The sequence below is a fragment of the Corynebacterium sp. CCM 9204 genome, from assembly GCF_041357695.1.
Classification (GTDB): domain Bacteria; phylum Actinomycetota; class Actinomycetes; order Mycobacteriales; family Mycobacteriaceae; genus Corynebacterium.
In genome coordinates this window covers 362730-378308 of sequence record NZ_JAUERX010000001.1, presented here as the reverse complement: position 1 = coordinate 378308, position 15579 = coordinate 362730, and the positions used below count along the sequence as shown (strand labels likewise).

General features: G+C 58.6%; 14 protein-coding genes and 1 riboswitch. Of the genes, 4 read left to right on the top strand and 10 right to left on the bottom strand.

The genetic code is table 11. The features are described from left to right. Positions 1 to 78 precede the first annotated feature (78 nt). From QWU43_RS01680 to QWU43_RS01640, 9 genes are all read right to left on the bottom strand, one after another. Complete coding sequence (locus tag QWU43_RS01680; protein WP_370916989.1) at positions 79 to 1221, bottom strand: glycosyltransferase family 4 protein; 1143 nt, start codon at positions 1219 to 1221, stop codon at positions 79 to 81. A 14-nt stretch (positions 1222 to 1235) separates the two neighbouring features. Continuing rightward, a complete protein-coding gene (locus tag QWU43_RS01675) occupies positions 1236 to 2300 on the bottom strand; it encodes an NlpC/P60 family protein (protein ID WP_370916988.1) in 1065 nt (354 codons plus the stop codon). 244 nt (positions 2301 to 2544) lie between these two features. Then, a complete protein-coding gene (locus QWU43_RS01670) occupies positions 2545 to 3180 on the bottom strand; it encodes a C40 family peptidase (protein WP_370913806.1) in 636 nt (211 codons plus the stop codon). Between the two features lie 12 nt (positions 3181 to 3192). Continuing rightward, a riboswitch (cyclic di-AMP (ydaO/yuaA leader) is annotated at positions 3193 to 3365 on the bottom strand. A 952-nt stretch (positions 3366 to 4317) separates the two neighbouring features. After that, a complete protein-coding gene (locus tag QWU43_RS01665) occupies positions 4318 to 5949 on the bottom strand; it encodes a cytochrome bc complex cytochrome b subunit (protein WP_370913805.1) in 1632 nt (543 codons plus the stop codon). Further along, a complete protein-coding gene (locus tag QWU43_RS01660) occupies positions 5946 to 7151 on the bottom strand; it encodes a ubiquinol-cytochrome c reductase iron-sulfur subunit (RefSeq protein WP_370916987.1) in 1206 nt (401 codons plus the stop codon). The genes QWU43_RS01665 and QWU43_RS01660 overlap by 4 nt, the downstream gene beginning before the upstream one ends. Further along, on the bottom strand, positions 7148 to 8038 hold the full coding sequence (locus QWU43_RS01655; protein ID WP_370913803.1) for a cytochrome c: 891 nt from the start codon (positions 8036 to 8038) through the stop codon (positions 7148 to 7150). Before QWU43_RS01655 ends, QWU43_RS01660 begins: the two co-directional genes overlap by 4 nt. Positions 8039 to 8130: 92 nt before the next feature. Next, positions 8131 to 8745 carry a heme-copper oxidase subunit III gene (locus tag QWU43_RS01650; RefSeq protein WP_370913802.1) on the bottom strand — a complete coding sequence of 205 codons (615 nt, stop codon included), beginning with the start codon at positions 8743 to 8745 and terminating at the stop codon, positions 8131 to 8133. A 756-nt stretch (positions 8746 to 9501) separates the two neighbouring features. After that, positions 9502 to 9933 (bottom strand): cytochrome c oxidase subunit 4, encoded by a 432-nt coding sequence (locus QWU43_RS01645; protein WP_370913801.1) that lies wholly within the window; start codon positions 9931 to 9933, stop codon positions 9502 to 9504. Positions 9934 to 9949: 16 nt separating this feature from the next. Beyond that, on the bottom strand, positions 9950 to 11086 hold the full coding sequence (locus QWU43_RS01640) for a cytochrome c oxidase subunit II (RefSeq protein ID WP_370916986.1): 1137 nt from the start codon (positions 11084 to 11086) through the stop codon (positions 9950 to 9952). A gap of 508 nt (positions 11087 to 11594) precedes the next feature. On the opposite strand from QWU43_RS01640, the gene asnB reads away from it, so the two are divergent. Continuing rightward, entirely contained in the window at positions 11595 to 13517 is a 1923-nt protein-coding gene (gene asnB / locus QWU43_RS01635; protein WP_370913799.1) for an asparagine synthase (glutamine-hydrolyzing), read from the top strand. 189 nt (positions 13518 to 13706) lie between these two features. On the opposite strand, the gene QWU43_RS01630 is transcribed toward asnB, so the two are convergent. Then, positions 13707 to 14051, bottom strand: coding sequence for a HesB/IscA family protein (locus QWU43_RS01630; RefSeq protein WP_370913798.1), 345 nt, complete (start codon positions 14049 to 14051; stop codon positions 13707 to 13709). Positions 14052 to 14072: 21 nt separating this feature from the next. Between QWU43_RS01630 and QWU43_RS01625 the strand changes: the two genes are divergently transcribed. From QWU43_RS01625 to QWU43_RS01615, 3 genes are read left to right on the top strand one after another with little or no spacing between them, the layout of a single operon-like run. Continuing rightward, positions 14073 to 14198, top strand: coding sequence for a hypothetical protein (locus QWU43_RS01625; protein ID WP_370913797.1), 126 nt, complete (start codon positions 14073 to 14075; stop codon positions 14196 to 14198). Next, the gene (locus tag QWU43_RS01620; protein ID WP_370913795.1) at positions 14176 to 15009 is read left to right on the top strand and encodes a DUF3043 domain-containing protein; all 834 of its coding nucleotides are present in this window, start codon (positions 14176 to 14178) and stop codon (positions 15007 to 15009) included. The genes QWU43_RS01625 and QWU43_RS01620 overlap by 23 nt, the downstream gene beginning before the upstream one ends. An 18-nt stretch (positions 15010 to 15027) precedes the next feature. Further along, complete coding sequence (locus tag QWU43_RS01615; protein WP_370913794.1) at positions 15028 to 15555, top strand: bifunctional adenosylcobinamide kinase/adenosylcobinamide-phosphate guanylyltransferase; 528 nt, start codon at positions 15028 to 15030, stop codon at positions 15553 to 15555. Positions 15556 to 15579: the final 24 nt, after the last annotated feature.

Sequence of the window (15579 nt, the reverse complement as noted above, 5' to 3'; positions counted from 1 at the left end):
TGACGTCTTGTTCAACAACCTGGCCATTATATCGGGAAGAGAGCCGTACTCCCCACTTGCGGTACGGTTGGCGGGTTTCTAAACCGATGCAGTTCCTTCCAGAACACGCCTCAAGCGGGCGCCCATGATGTCCCACGTCCAGTTACCGAGTACATGCTGCCGCCCGGCAACACCCATCCGGGATCGCAGATCTGCATCTCCGAGAAGACGGTTCAGCGCTTCAGTCAACGCTCCGGTGTCACGCCCACCGACAACGATCCCGGTCTCCCGAGTGACGGTTTCCGGTGCGCCTCCGGAATCACCGGCGATAACCGGTACACCACTGGCCTGAGCCTCGAGGTACACAATTCCCAGTCCTTCCACATCAAGCCCGCCCCCCCGGGTACGGCACGGCATAGCGAACACATCTGCTGCCGCAAGCAGGCGTCGCATCGCCTCGAAATCGAGTTTCCCGGTCAACTGCACACTATCCACGAGGTTCGGTGTGATCATGGCCGATAGACGCCTCCGGTAGCTACCCTCACCAACGATGAGTAGCCTGACTTCAGGATTCACCGCAAGCACCCCGGGCATCGCACGAATCAGCTGATCCTGGCCTTTTCTAGGGACAAGGCGGGAAATACAGACGACCAGAGGTGCTTCCCCCGGAATACCGAACTCACGCCGGGTAGCTTCTTTCTCCGCCTCGTCCGCCGGGCAGAACACATCCGTGCTGACGCCTGACGGCAAGGCGCTGAATGTGGCAGCAGGACCGAAGGCACTCCGGAATCTACCGAGTGTGTAATTGGAGATGTAGGTGACATGGTCGCACTGGGATCCGATGCGGCGGAGCATCGCTCTTGCCCCCGGGATCATCGACCACCCGACCTCGTGTCCATGCGTCGAAGCCACTATCCGGCGGGCACCAGCTTGCCTCGCAGCTGGTGCGAGGAGAGCAAGAGGGGCGGCAGCTCCGAACCAAACCGTGTCAATCTTCTCTGCACGAATCACGCCCTGCATCGCCCGGGCAGTGGCGGGGGTCGGAAGCATGATCTTCCTGTGCCAGCGATGGACGCGATAGGGAACATCGGCATCATGGGAAACCGCTGCGGCCCGGTCCTGGGTCGAGGTAAATACCACCGTCTCCTCGGGATCCAACGTCCCGATAAAATCCCTGAGATACGATTGGATTCCACCGAGTGCGGGTGGAAAATCATTGGTGACCAGAAGAGTCCGCGTCATCGGGTAAGTCCGCGCTAGTAGCGACGCGCGCCAAAGAAAGGCATCGAATCCATCGGCACCGCCTGCACAGGAATCCCGAAATCCGAGGCATGGACCACCATTCCGTCACCCGCATAGATTCCTACATGGGTGGCTCCGGGATAAAAACCGATCACGTCGCCCGGCTGAAGCTGGTCCCGGCTCACCGGGACACCATCCGCCATCTGCGCCTGAGAGGTGCGCGGCAACCGTTTGCCCTGTTGCGCGTACGCCCAGACCACCAACCCTGAACAGTCGAAAGAATCAGGACCGGTGGCACCCCAGACATACGGCGCCCCGATCTTGGACATCGCCTGTTCAAGTGCCGACATCCCTGACGGATTCATGCCCATAATTCCGTCAAGAGAATGGTCTACGGGCCCGTTCTTGTTGATCCAGGCGAGTTTCTCGGTCGCAGACATGTTCTCGACCCGATTCCGGATATCCGTTATAAGGCGTTCAAGATCAATACGCTCCGCTTCCAACTTCGCACGTCTGGCTCTGAGCTCACCGGCGCGGAACTCAGCCTGTGCCTGCGCCCTCGACACCTTTCCCCTGGCGCGTCCCGCATCCGCACGGGCCCTCTTCAGCTCATTGAGCGCATCCGAGTATCGACGAGACAGGGCATTCATATATGCTGACCGATCAATCGCTTCCTGCGGCCCAGCGGCATCGATCAACATCGTGAGAGGATCAACGGCCACCCCCCGGTAACGAGACTGGGCGATCCGGTCGACCTCAGCTCTGGCCCCGTCAACCTCACGATCAGCCTGCTCTGCACGCTCGCGGGCCTCATCGGCACGTTTCCGGAGTTCCTCAACCTCGCGTTCCCTCTCGGCAAGTTGTTCCTCAAGCTGCTTCACCTCTTCATTCTGCACCTCAGCCTGGTGAGAATTCCGGCCGAGTTCCTCGATGAGGAATCCGAGATCCTGTGGCGCCTCAGCCTCTGCCTGCACCCCCTCTGGGTCTGCGACGGCAGGAACCGACGGGCAGAACATGAGACCAACGACAGCAACGCTGGCGAAGATCGACTGACGTCGACGCAACCTGAAGAACTGCAACGGTGTTCAACTTTCCGAGAGTGTGGTTCATTAAGGGAACAGACCGGGAGAGCGATCCGCTTCAAACGACTATAGAACGTTAGCGGGTCTTCCGAAAATACCCCTGGGATGACTGCGAGCGGAGTTCAGCGACGATCCACACTCTTCACCGGTACTTCACTGGATCAGCGCTCCGACACCCTGAACTGACGAACCGCCATCCGGGAAACCCGAATGGCGGAACGGAAGTGGTCACCGAGGTGAATCAGTAACGAACCGCTGAATGGAACGGCATGTAGTCGAGTGAGGTCTCGGAGAGCGGGGTGCCCGACTGAATCGCATGGATGACAGTTCCATGTCCCGAGTAAATTCCCACATGGGACGCGCCTGAGTAGAAGGCTATGATGTCTCCGGCCTGAAGATTATTGAAGGAAACGGGCGTTCCACCTGCAGCCTGTGCATAAGACGTACGGGGAATGTGCTTGCCCACCTGGGCGTAAGCCCAGGAGGTCAGACCCGAGCAATCGAACGCATTCGGACCCGTGGCACCCCACACGTAGGGGGATCCGATCTTTGAGCGGGCGGCATCGACAACACGCTGCCCATCAGCAGCCGGCGCAGCAACGAACTGCTGCTCGAGCGGAGCCGCCGCGATAGCGGAGTAATTGGCCTGGGCTGCCTGTCCCGCGAGTGAAGGAACCCACTCGGAAATGCCCGGCACCGATGCGATGTTCGGAATATTCTCCAGACCCGCAACCTCAAAGGAGAGGTCAGTATTGGGAATGTAAACCTCCGCGGCCTGTGCCGGGGAGGTCAGAGCGGCGGTAGCTCCGAAAGTTGCAGCGGATGCGATTGCTGCCCGCTGGACCGTCTTGTTACTACGGCGGCTGTGCTTACCCACGAATGAATCTCCAAATCTTCCAGTGTGTTACCTGCCGGGTTAGCTGTCGGGCTCGGAAGCGGAAGGCTCCTACCCCACTCCACGGCCATCGTGCGACGGTGGTCGTTCTCGTGTGGGATTCACCCCAGAGTTACTTTGGGTGTCGGGTCCCCGGCTCGCGGTATCGATTCAGGCAGACTCTCTGCCGTCTGTCGAAGGTGCGAAAAGGTGTGTATTTCGGTTTTCATTGGCGGTGCTTCCGGGACTATCCCCGTCGCCTGCCGCAATGTCTCAATCAGATTACGAAACGGATAACAACATGTCCACTCAAACCGTCAATCCAAGGACGTTATCGCTCCGTTATCGTTTCTCAACCGGACCTCAACCAAACCATCAGCCCCGTCCCCCCTGGCAAGCTCCCCAACTGCACAGTCTAGCAAAAAAGGCACTGACCAGCAGTTTACCGCAAATTCCAAATAGCCTCGAGAAACATGTCCCCTCGCCAACCAAACACAGTATCTAGTAGCAGATAAATATTTGTGGTACTCGTCACATATTCCGAATCGAGGTCCGAATACAGCGAATCCGATGAAGACGACCACCGGCCTCCACTATCCGGAGGCACCCAAACCCTGCCCCCCCCGCTAGGTTCCTAGCAGGATAATGCGCCCTGCAGACTCCGACTTCACGTCCACCCAGCAGGTTCCGGTTTCCACCGCGCCCAGACATTGCGCCGATACAACGTCATCAGTACAACTACACCCCAGGGAGGCCCCCTTTGTATCACCGCGCCCCAAAACTGATCACTATCCCAAGCAGAATCGACGAGAACCCACTCGGGCATCTGGGAAGACAATGCCGAGCACCTACCGTTTACCTGTCATCAGCAGCAGTCGAAAATCGAATTTGTGAAGTATCGGCCCCACTTCGGTTCGCCTCACGCCACGAGCTGTCCTCGAATCCGCTTACCTCGGAAACACCGTTGGATAGCCCGCAGCAGTGTCACGCACCCGCAGATGCCCGCACAAGGGGAACAGAGGAACACTAACGCCACTGACTTTGGAAGTACCGGAAAACGGGAAACCCCGGATATCCCTGCCACTTTGAATGTGGCCGGAGATCCGGGGTTTCACCGATTTCGAAGAACCGGAAATGATTCTAGTTGTCGAACCCGCGGGCACGATCCTCAGCACGAACCGATTCCTGCAACCTCCGCAGCATCTCGGTCTCTTCGTGATGATTCGATTCCTCAATCTCACGTGCCTTCGCCGCGATATCTTCGGGGTCAGCCTTGAAGAAACCTCCGCGTCCGGGGTGCCCGGCGTAACCGAGTTCGTTCATTTGCTTCGGTACCTTCGCACCAGCATATTCGAGCGGAATCGGGTGACCGTGCTCATCCACCGGTCCGAGCGGCTGGTGGACCTCGACGAATGCACCGTTCGGCATCTGATTAATGATGCCTGTCTCAATACCGTGCTCCAGGACCTCTCGATCAGAACGCTGGAGCCCGATGCACAGACGGTACGTCATGAAATAAGCCAGAGGCGGAAGTACAACCAACCCGATACGACCAATCCAGGTCATGGCGTTCAAGGAGATATCGAAGTGCAGAGCAAATAGGTCATTTCCACCGGACAAGGTCAGTAGGAAGTAAAAAACCATCGCCATGACACCAATCGAGGTACGCACCGGCACGTCCCGCGGACGCTGGAGCAGATTGTGATGAGCGTCGTCGCCCGTGATCTTCTTCTCTATGAACGGGTAGGCGAACAGCAGGCCGACCAGGATACCGAGCATCACAGCGACCCAGAACACCGCCGGAATCGTGTGGTTACCGAAATACAGCTCCCACGCAGGCATGACACGGGCAGCACCGTCAGTCCACAGCATGTAGATATCCGGCTGGGAACCGGCCGAAACCTGCGACGGATTGTACGGACCGAGGTTCCAGATAGCGTTGATCTGGGTTATACCTGCGAGCAGCGCAAGAAGACCAAAGGTGATCAAACCGAATGCCACGGACTTCACAGCGAACACCGGAAGAATACGAACGCCAACGACGTTGTTCTCCGCACGTCCAGGCCCTGGGAACTGGGTGTGCTTCTGGAACCACACGAGCGCCAGGTGCGCAGCGATGAGTGCGAGAAGAATACCCGGTATCAGCAGTACGTGAGCGATGTAGAAGCGATCCAGCATCAGGTCAGAGGGGAAATCGCCCCCGAAGATCAACCAGTGCATCCAGGTGCCGACAACCGGGAGTGAGATGACGATGGCGGACATGATTCGTAGACCGACACCGGAAAGCAGGTCGTCGGGAAGTGAGTAGCCGAAGAAGCCCTCAGCCACGGAGAGCAGCAGCAGGATACAACCAATGATCCAGTTTGCCTCACGCGGACGCCGGAAGGCGCCGGTGAAGAAGATACGCATCATGTGGACCATGATCGAGACGGCGAACATCAGAGCCGCCCAGTGGTGTAACTGGCGGATGAACAGGCCACCGCGAACCTCGAAGGAGATGTTCAGGGCAGTCTCATAGGCGCGCGACATCTCCACGCCTCGCAGGGGAGCATAGGTCCCGTCATAAATGACCTTGGTAATCGACGGATCAAAGAAGAGGGTGAGGTAGATCCCGGACATCAACAGAATCACGAAACTGTAAAGCGCGATCTCACCGAGGAGGAACGACCAGTGGGTCGGAAAGACCTTATTGATCTGGGTGCGCATGACACCGGAGATGGTGAGCCGTGAATCGAGGTTGTCGGCTACTTGGGCAAGTTTCTTGTTACTCATGAGCGACGCTCCCAGAAGGCCGGACCAACCGGCTCGATGAAGTTGCCAGCCGCGACGAGGTAACCCTCATCATCGACGGTGATCGGAAGCTGCGGAAGTGCGCGGGCAGCGGGACCGAACACCGGCTTGCAGAACTGCAGCACGTCGAACTGCGACTGGTGACACGGACAGAGAATACGATTGGTCTGCTGTTCGTACAGCGAGGTCGGGCAACCGATGTGGGTACAGATCTTCGAGTACGCGTAGTAGTCACCATAGTGGAAGGCCTCTTGGCCCACACGCTGAACGGCACGGGCTGCGTCAGCACTACGAAGGCGAATCAGCATGACCGGGTTACGGGGCCCGTGAATCGAGTGCATCTGCTCCGTGTAGACGTCAGCCTTGGGATCGTAGGCGTCACCGTCGTTCACGTAGCTCACCGGCAGTGGGTAAACCGTCTCCATGCCGCCGGCCTCCATGTCCTCGGGACGCATACGGGTCAACCGTGTGATCCCCTGGGTTGTCATATGACCGTCATGTTCGATAGCGATGGCACCGGTGTCCCGGCCCAGATAGAGTTTTTCACCGTGGTCGAACAACGTCCACCCGGACGTCCATAACGTACCGTCACCCTGTATACCGAGAGGGCCCTTCTTCCAGGGATTCTTGACCATTCCACCTAATGGGACAAACATCGCGAGACCAGCGAGCACCGCGCTGCCTCCCATGATTCCCATGAGCACCTTACGGCGGCCGAGAGTCGAGGTCTCCCAGGAGTCATTCAACAGTGCGACAATGGTCTTTCGGTCGACCTCATCGGAGGGACCGTCGTGACGACGCTGGACCGCCACCTCTTCAGGGATGAACTTCTTGACGAACTCGACCGCTCCGATACCCAGGGAAAGCACCGACAGACCGAGCGTCAGTCCGAGAAGCGGCGTGTAAAGGGAGTAGGCCCACAGCCCATCCTGGCCGAGATACTTGTACTCCCAAGGCCAGAAGATGTAGATCGCGATACAGGCCATGGCCATGACACCACCGAGACCGAACCAGAATCCGACGGTCCTAACCGCACGCTTTTCAGCGGGATCATTATCCAGCGGGAAACGCTCTTTACGGTAGGCGACCGTGACCTCATCGAGCTCGGTACCCAGACGGGCGAGCTCCTCATTAGTCATCGCGTTGAGTTCCTGCGTCGTGTACTTCTTTTCGGTGTTGCTCATGAGCGCGATCCAATCCACAGAGCGGCGGCGACGAGAACCACGATGCCGAACAGCCACATCAGGAGGCCTTCAGCGACTGGTCCGACACCACCGAGACCGTAACCACCCTGGTCGGGGGTTTCCTTGACGGACTTCAGGAAGGCGATAATGTCCTTCTTCTCATCCGGAGAGAGCTGGCGATCGGAGAACTTCGGCATATTCTGGGGCCCGGTGAGCATGGCCTGGTAAATCTCCTGCTCATTAGCCGGTGCCAGTGGCGGTGCGAACTTACCCGAGGACAAGGCTCCACCCTTACCCGTGAAGTTGTGACATGACGCGCAGTTGAGTCGGAAAAGATCCGAACCACGGGCAACGTCGGCCGGGTCGATTTTGCCGTTGTAGTTCTTGCCCCGGAGGCTGTCGAGTGCGACGGTTCCGTCCTCATTACGGACGATACCGGGACCGCCGCCGTTGGCGTTGACATAAGCGGCCAGCGCGAGAGTCTGCTCTTCGTTGTACCGAGCGGGCTTCCGCTCCGCCTGAGCGTTGTTCGACATCATCGGCATCCGGCCACTGTGAACCTGGAAGTAGACGGCACCTTCACCGACGCCTATCAGTGAAGGACCACGGTCCTTCACACCCTGGAGGTTCGCCCCGTGGCAAGTGATGCAGGCGGTGTCATAGAGATCCTTGCCCTCCTGGATCATGGACTGTTCATCCTTGGCCGCGGTAGCGGTCTGAACATCAGGTGTCAGAGCGCCAGCCAGGAGGCCGGCGCCAGTCAGTCCGACCGTCAGCGCGACGGCACCAGCTACGGTGCGCCGAACCTTGCGGCGGTTCTTGACCTTTTTGGCCGAGGCCGCTGCTGATGCGGCGGTCCCGGTGGTCTGTGGGTTGGTTTCCATCATTTTCCTTATTACGTGTGCTCGGAAAGTGAAGGGCTGTAGGCCTGTGCGCGGATACCCGGGGGTGAGTCCGTGATCGCGTCGGCGGCTACGGCCTACTTAATGAAGTAAATAGTGATGAACAGTGCGATCCAGACGACGTCGACGAAGTGCCAGTAGTACGACACGACCATCGCTGCGGTTGCCTGGGCCGGCGTGAACTTCGACTTGCTGACCCGGATCAGGACGACCACGAAAGCGAGGACACCCGCGAGAACGTGGGCCGCATGGAATCCGGTGGTGATGTAGAAAACCGAACCGTAGACACTGCCCTGAATCGTCAATCCCTCATGCACCGCGTGCGTGTACTCGTACATCTGGCCCCCGAGGAAGGTCAGACCCATCAGAGTAGAGATTGTGTACCAGATCCGCAGGCTGAAGACGTCCCCCCTTTCCGCAGCGAAGACGCCCCACTGCGCGGTGAACGAAGAGGCCACCAGAATGGTGGTGAACACCAACGCATACGGGACGTTGAGAAAGCTGGTCCCATGGTCCCAGCTCTCCCCCTGGCCGTTGGCGCGAGACACGAAGTACATCGCGAACAGACCAGCGAAGAACATCAATTCCTGCGACAGGAACACAATGGTGCCGACACTGACCATGTTGGGTCGGTTCAGTGCCGCAACACGTTGCGTTGCTGCCATTCCTGGGTTTCCTACTGCGCTCGTCACGTCAACCAGTATGGTCGGTTTTCAGGTTTAAGTCATCTCACGCCCCCCACGACAATCAGTCGATTATCAAAAGGTGCAGGTTCTTCCAGGCGTTCCTTAAATTATCCGGAAATTTTCCTGGACCGTGGAACTTTCCGCCTCTTCCATCCGACGCACGATTTTCGCAGGTAGCAGGGCCACACCCCCTCACCCCCTCCCCCACATTGCGTCATCCGCGGTAAATCCTAAACACCCCCCAGAGGACCATCGGGGACGGAACGGAAAAACAGATGTTACCCATCTCACATTTTAGACCGACTGGAATTGCGCCCTCTACAACTTTAGTTTGACCCCCGCTCACCAGGGTTTTTAATGCAGCCAGCGCGTTACGGATCGCCTAGCCCCACCGGAAAGTTCAGGAGAGGGAAATTCACCGCAGGCATTCTTCTTCGCGGAGGCACATTCCGACTCCTCCGCGCCATGTCCCCCCACCACCCTCTCTGCCCATACATAAATAAAGGTGGAGAAGCGGAACACGACATAATCACGTCAAATCGCCAACTTCTGAGACGAGATGACTCCACGAGGAGGATCGTACAGGTATTCGACAACGAAACGAGAGCCTGTACCATTTCCACCGACATGTTCAACAGCACAACATCACGGATCACCAACGACATAGCAAAACCACAGTACCCCGCCCGTAAAATAAGGGCGGGGTACTGTGGGGCGTCCTCCGGAAGGCTGGAGGACCGCTAATTTCGACCGATACGCCGGTCAGTGCTTCTCGGGTGGAACGCCGTACTGCAGATTGAGCATCGTGGCAAAGATGATGAGTAGCACAGCCCCGATACCGACCAGCCAATATGCCATGAACACGACGCCGTATCCAAGAAGCGCAATAGCACAGGTCATCGCGAAAGGCCAGATGGACGAGGGACTAAAGAACCCGAGCATCCCGGATCCATCCTCAACCTCAGCTTCCTCCCAGTCCTGGGGAAGGATGTCCATACGACGTTCGGTGAAATGAAAGTAACCGCCGAGCATCAGTGCAAGTGCCGCAGACAGTGCGAGACCGGTCGCGCCGACCCACTCCAGGCCCTGAATATTCGCGGAATCATTGAGGTGCATGGTGGATACGATGTAGATCACGGTCATGACCACCATGAAAACAGTGATCCCGTAGAAAATCTTGGAGGCATTCCTCATTGTTGGTCAGCTCCCTTTACTGTGCGGTCTTGTTGAGGTCGACGGTGTTGCTGCCGGGGCTGACGGAACGTGTGTCGGTACGTCCGGGAAGGAACGGGCTGGTGCTCGTCGCGTAAGGAGCCTCGCCGATCGCCTTCAGCGCCTCGGAGTTCGGGGCATCCGGATTCTCCATCCGGTATCTAAGATACTCGGTGAACCGCTCCGGAGAGACAACCCGGATCTCCAGGTTCATCATCGCATGATAGGTACCGCACATCTCGGCACACCGTCCGACAAATGCGCCTTCCTCCTCGATCTTTGCAACCTGGAAACGGCGCTCGGAGAGGTTCGCTTCCGGGTGCGGGAACGCATCACGCTTGAACAGGAACTCCGGGATCCAGAAGGAGTGAACAACATCCGCGGAAGCGAGATCGAATTCAATGGCGGTTTGCGAAGGAAGCACCAGAACGGGAACCTCCTCCGTAGTTCCCACGGTCTCGATCTTGTCAAAATGGAGGTAGCTCAAATCGGACGAAGGCTTGCCATGAATCGGACCGGCTTCCTTCGGATGATGTGCCTCACCCTCCGCGCCACGGGTCGTCTCGAAGCCCTCATGCTGCTGCGCGGCCGCCTGGCGTGCCTGATCAGTTCCGTCATACAGGTTTCCTGTCGGGGACAGCTCAGCAGCGACCTCCCCGTAACCAAACTTCCAGTTCCACTGGAAAGCAGTCACATCAACCTTGACCTTGGGATCCTTGTCCAGCGCGGTCACCTTGTCCTGGGTCTGGACAGTGAAGAAGAAGATGGTCAGAACGATGAGAATGGGCATGACGGTGAGAACCAGCTCGACCGGAACGTTGTAACCGACCTGCTTCGGAAACTCACCCTTCCCCTGTTTCTCAGCACGCTTCGCCGAAAACATAAAGAGGGAATAGAGCATGAGCCCCCACATCACTGCTCCGATGATCCAGGCCGCGACCCAGATCCAGACCCAGAAGTTACCCATGGCCGTGGCCTCAGGCGTAATTCCCTCCGGCCATCCAAAACGGAGAAGATGGCCGATCGTTCCGCCTGGCGCCTCGACATCACAGCCGGTCAGTGCAAGACTGCCCGCACCGATGGTGCCCACGAGCATCGCCTTGCGCCTGAAACCACGCTTGTTTCGCTGTTCCACGTGTGTCTGCCTTCCTGTCCACACTAAAAATATAAGGACGTCAACGCCCTTCCTAACTTCGCAGACTATCGCATCCGGGCCGGGAAACCACGCCGTCTGCTGTCGCTGCACCGACGTGACCGTTTCACGCCTTATAGAACGGTGAGGATTTTACTGCATGCGCCATGGTCAGACCCAACATCAACCCCTCCCCCTGTTAGGTAACTCACACAATCTCATCCTTGTGGATACCCTCAAATGGGCGAATGACCCCACTCGTCATCTAGCGTGTCAGCTCACGCACCGGAGTATCGAGCCCCTTTCCCCCTGATCCAAACCAAGAGGAATACCCCCCATTCCACCCCCAGACTACGGTCAGAGAGAATATTCCCCCTCCGTATCGCCACCCGATCAGCGGTGCTCGAACCGTAGCTGTTCCACAGCCAAGTACAGTATCTCCAATGGGTCCGGCCCCGGCACGGACAGGCTCAAAATCACCCGGCATCAACAGGAAGAAGGACAACCGGCAATGTGCGGTCTACTAGGAATGCTCACGTCCGGCGGAGACGCTGCATCATACGTGACTGCTGTTGAGCAGGCATTGCCCTGCATGCGGCACCGCGGCCCGGATGAGGACGGGACCTGGCACGATGAATCAGCCGTTTTCGGTTTCAATCGGCTATCAATCATCGACATCGCACATTCACACCAACCGATCTCGTGGGGCCCGGAGGGTGAACCCGGCCGCTACACCATGACTTTCAACGGTGAGATCTACAACTATCTCGAGCTCCGGCGTGAACTCGAGGAGAGCGGCTATGCGTTCACCACTTCCGGTGACGGTGAGCCAATTCTGGTCGGTTTCCACCACTGGGGGGCGGATGTCGTGAACCACCTTCGGGGGATGTTCGCCATCGCCATCTGGGACACCAAGGATCACGAGCTCTTCCTCGCCCGTGACCCCTTTGGTATCAAACCGCTGTTCTACGCGACAACCGACCACGGCACCGTGTTCGCCAGCGAGAAGAAGTGCATCCTCGAGATGGGCCCGGCCATCGGACTCGATCACACCCTGGATAACCGCGCCATCGAGCACTACGTCGATCTTCAGTATGTACCGGAACCTGAGACCCTGCATGCCGGGGTCCGCCGCCTCGAATCCGGATGCACGGCCACTGTCGTTCCCGGCGGCGGGGTCATCCAGAGCCGTTACTTCCGACCGCAGTTCCCGGCACGCCCTGTCCCCAAGGGGCGCGAACAGGATCTCTTCGACCGTATCGCCGCAGCGCTGGAGGATTCCGTCGCAAAACACATGCGAGCGGATGTAACCGTCGGATCCTTCCTCTCCGGTGGAATCGACTCCACTGCCATCGCGACCCTCGCCAAACGGCACAACCCGAATCTCCTCACCTTCACGACGGGCTTTGAACGTGAGGGCTACTCCGAAGTCGATGTCGCCGCAGAATCTGCGGAGGCGATCGGTGCAGAGCACATCGTCAAGGTTGTCTCACCGGAAGAATACGTCGACGCGGTACCGAAGATTATGTGGTACCTGGATGATCCGGTTGCTGACCCATCGCTCGTCCCTCTCTACTTCGTCGCCGCCGAAGCCAGAAAACACGTCAAGGTGGTGCTCTCGGGCGAGGGGGCGGACGAGCTGTTCGGCGGATACACCATCTACAAGGAACCGCTGTCGCTCGCCCCCTTCAACCGGGTACCCGACCCGCTGAAGAAAGCCCTCGCGATGTTCTCCCGGTCGCTTCCGGACGGAATGAAGGGGAAGTCACTCCTCGAGCGCGGAACTATGCCCATGGAACAGCGCTACTACGGCAATGCGCGTTCGTTTAACTGGGAGCAACTACAGCGAGTGCTCCCCGACGCCCGCCGCGACTGGGACCACACGGATGTCACGGCCCCCATCTACGCGCAGTCCACACACATGGACCCAGTAGCGCGGATGCAGCACCTCGACCTCTTCACCTGGATGCGCGGAGACATCCTGGTCAAAGCGGACAAAATCACGATGGCCAACTCACTGGAGCTTCGTGTCCCGTTCCTCGACCGTGAGGTGTTCGCCGTCGCCGAGACGATCCCGTATGACCTGAAGATCGCGGAGGGAACAACGAAATACGCCCTGCGCAAAGCACTCGAACAGATCGTTCCACCGCATGTCCTGCATCGTCGTAAACTAGGGTTCCCGGTTCCCATGCGGCACTGGCTCGCCGGCGACGAACTCCACGACTGGGCATTGGATACCATCAATGCATCCGGGACGGAACACATCTTCAACATCCCGGCCGTCCGCGAGATGCTCACCGAACACCGTAAAGGAGTCTCCGACCACTCCCGCCGTCTGTGGACGGTTCTGGCGTTCATGATCTGGCACGGGATTTTCGTCGAGCACCGGATCCACCCGAACATCGAACAGCGGGAGTACCCGGTCGAGATCTGACGCTCACGCGCCGAACTGGGTCTGGGACCACCGGCTGTGGGAACCGAATCGGGTACGGTACGGACATCGTTTTCCCGCACTTTTCAACAGTCCACCATCTGGAACACAAAGAAAGATGACCGTTCCCGGGGCCGGGAACGGTCATCTTTCTTCCTACGTACCGACCAGAGCGGTGTTGAACAACCTGAATTAGTTGAAGGAGTCCCCGCAGGCGCACGAACCGGAGGCGTTCGGGTTGTCGATGGTGAAGCCCTGGGACTCGATCGTATCCGCGAAGTCGATCCGCGCCCCATTGAGGTAGGGAACGCTCATCTTATCCACGACGAGGCGGACACCACCGATCATATCGACCTTGTCTCCATCGAGATCACGGTCATCGAAATAAAGCTGGTAGCGCAACCCAGCACAGCCACCAGGCTGTACGGCGATACGCAGGGACAGATCATCGCGACCCTCCTGATCGAGCAGTGCCTTGGCTTTGGCAGCCGCAGCTTCAGTGAGGATCACACCGGTACTTGTCTCGGGTGCGGTCATGTCGGTGTCTCTCCTTGATAGATGGCACCCGTGAAGGGTGACGTCGAGCTTGTGTGCACCACCGTACTACTGCGCCGGGGGACGATGCACCTGGCGGGTGCCATCTCCCGCACACCAGCGAAGTATGAGCGGGGACCGACATCGTGACCTCGTGATCGAGACGTCACCCGGAACGCTGATCACGGTGCTGCCCCTCCCGGTACCCCGAGCCGCTGAGACCCGCTGTAATCTTGACTGTGTGAAACTACCCTGGCAGAAATCCTCGAGCACCGGTGCCTCCGACGGCACAACGCAGTCCGGACCCACCGGGGCCGGTTCCACCGACGAACATGACGCTCCTTCGCGCTCACTCCCCAAGGGGTACACCCCACCCAAGGGACGTCCAACTCCCAAACGTAAGGAGGTTGAGCGCGAGAGAGGCATCATCCGGGACCCAGTCGACAATCCACAGACTCTCCGGCAGATGCGGGAACGCAAGAAGGCGTTGAAGGCGTCAATGACCAAACAGGAATACAAGGCGTACAAGAAACGCGAACGCGACGAACGCGCAGCCCGCAGACGTGAAGTACAGAAACACATCGACGCAGGCGATGACCGATACCTCCAGGACAGGGACAAAGGCGATGAACGGCGTTTCGTTCGCGATTGGGTCGACAGTCAACGATTCTTCAATTCGTTGGTGATGCCGGTCGCCCTTGTTCTGCTCGTCATCATGTTCACCTCGCAGTACTACCCGGTCGTCGCCAACGCGTTGACGTTGATCGCCATGGCGGTGATCCTGATGTTCTTCATCGAGGGGGTCGTGATCGCCCGCAGGGTGAACCGTGCCACCCGGGAGCGTTTCCCCGGCAGTACCGCCCCCGGGGTATCCCTTGGTTTCTACGCTTACTCCCGTGCGACGCAGCCACGGAAACTGCGCACCCCGAAACCGCGTGTCACTGTCGGAGCCGAGGTATAAGAACGGGGTCCGGGTACGATGCGCACGCTTGTCCTCGGAGGTGCCCGTTCCGGTAAGTCATCGTATGCCGAGATTCTGGTTCCCCCCGACGCTCCTGATGTCACCTATGTGGCTACAGCTCGGCCCTGGCCCGGTGATCACGATTTTTCCGCGCGAATCCGTGAGCACGCCGCGCGTCGTCCGTCGTACTGGCGCACCGTCGACACCGTTGACGCGGTCGATGTACTGATGAATCCGCCTCCAGGCTGGATCATCATCGATGACCTCGGCACCTGGTTGACGTCCACCGTCGATACCGCAGCCGCGTGGGAGGAACCCCGGGGTACCGTCGCTCCACGTTGTCGGGAACTGGTGTCCGCGGTGGCGCGGTTACCGGTCGGTTTCGATCTCATCCTCGTGTCACCTGAAGTTGGAATGAGTGTCATCCCCGAACAGCGTTCGGCTCGACTGTTCCGAGATGAAATCGGCAGGCTGAACTCTGAGCTCGCGGAGGTCTGCGATCGGGTCATACTGGTTGTTGCCGGTCTGCCGCTAGTCTTGAAGTAACTCAACAGCCAATTTCAGCGTCAC

Bases quoted from the DNA above. Each gene is read 5' to 3' on its own strand.
- QWU43_RS01680 (WP_370916989.1), bottom strand. From the start codon at position 1,221: ATGACGCGGACTCTTCTGGTCACCAATGATTTTCCACCCGCACTCGGT.
- QWU43_RS01665 (WP_370913805.1), bottom strand. From the start codon at position 5,949: ATGAGTAACAAGAAACTTGCCCAAGTAGCCGACAACCTCGATTCACGG.
- QWU43_RS01660 (WP_370916987.1), bottom strand. From the start codon at position 7,151: ATGAGCAACACCGAAAAGAAGTACACGACGCAGGAACTCAACGCGATG.
- QWU43_RS01655 (WP_370913803.1), bottom strand. From the start codon at position 8,038: ATGATGGAAACCAACCCACAGACCACCGGGACCGCCGCATCAGCAGCG.
- QWU43_RS01645 (WP_370913801.1), bottom strand. From the start codon at position 9,933: ATGAGGAATGCCTCCAAGATTTTCTACGGGATCACTGTTTTCATGGTG.
- asnB (WP_370913799.1), top strand. From the start codon at position 11,595: ATGTGCGGTCTACTAGGAATGCTCACGTCCGGCGGAGACGCTGCATCA.
- QWU43_RS01630 (WP_370913798.1), bottom strand. From the start codon at position 14,051: ATGACCGCACCCGAGACAAGTACCGGTGTGATCCTCACTGAAGCTGCG.
- QWU43_RS01625 (WP_370913797.1), top strand. From the start codon at position 14,073: ATGGCACCCGTGAAGGGTGACGTCGAGCTTGTGTGCACCACCGTACTA.
- QWU43_RS01620 (WP_370913795.1), top strand. From the start codon at position 14,176: ATGAGCGGGGACCGACATCGTGACCTCGTGATCGAGACGTCACCCGGA.
- QWU43_RS01615 (WP_370913794.1), top strand. From the start codon at position 15,028: ATGCGCACGCTTGTCCTCGGAGGTGCCCGTTCCGGTAAGTCATCGTAT.